The sequence below is a fragment of the Parasediminibacterium sp. HNIBRBA5674 genome (assembly GCF_056745525.1).
Genome location: NZ_JBQWIE010000101.1, coordinates 1 through 602, shown reverse-complemented (window position 1 = coordinate 602; position 602 = coordinate 1). Strand labels below are relative to the sequence as shown.

1 protein-coding gene is annotated in these 602 nt (G+C 34.1%); it reads left to right on the top strand.

Annotated elements, in window-relative coordinates; all coding sequences use genetic code 11:
* Positions 1–61: 61 nt before the first annotated feature.
* On the top strand, positions 62–602 hold a 541-nt coding region (locus tag ACT9TX_RS18435), incomplete at its 3' end, for a phage integrase SAM-like domain-containing protein (protein WP_481340585.1).

Below are 602 nucleotides of genomic sequence, written 5' to 3'. Positions count from 1 at the left end.
AAGGATGATGTGTATATTAAACGATAAGTTCTTAGAAAATATACTCTTTAAAGAAATTTAGATGCGTTTGCCCTGTACTTCCAAAAAGAGATACTCTACAAACGAGCATGTTACAGAGGCTGAATGGGATAAGATGAATGGCTCTAATCTTCGTGATAATAACCTCAAAAATATCAATGCCAAATTAGGTGAATTAAGAGCAAAAGCTTTGAAGGTAATTGATACACTTTCCCCCTTCTCTTTTGTCGCTTTTGAAGAAGCATTTTATGGCAATGTAGCTGTCAATAAAAATACAGCTTTACAGCATTGGTTTGATAATTACATCATTAAGTTAAAAGCAAAAAATTGCATTGGCACCGCTATTGCTTATCGTACTACAATCAACTCAATCAACCTCTTTAAAAAGAATCTGCACTTACAAGACATCACACCAAACTTTTTAGAAGAATACGAAGCCTTTTTAAGCGATGCTGGTAAATCTAATACCACCATTAGCATTTATATGCGCCAGCTTCGTGCTATCATCATAGGTGTACGAAAGATATTTATGAGGTGTTACACAATAAAACTTCATTTAGTTTTTCAGGATTTCCACCACACAT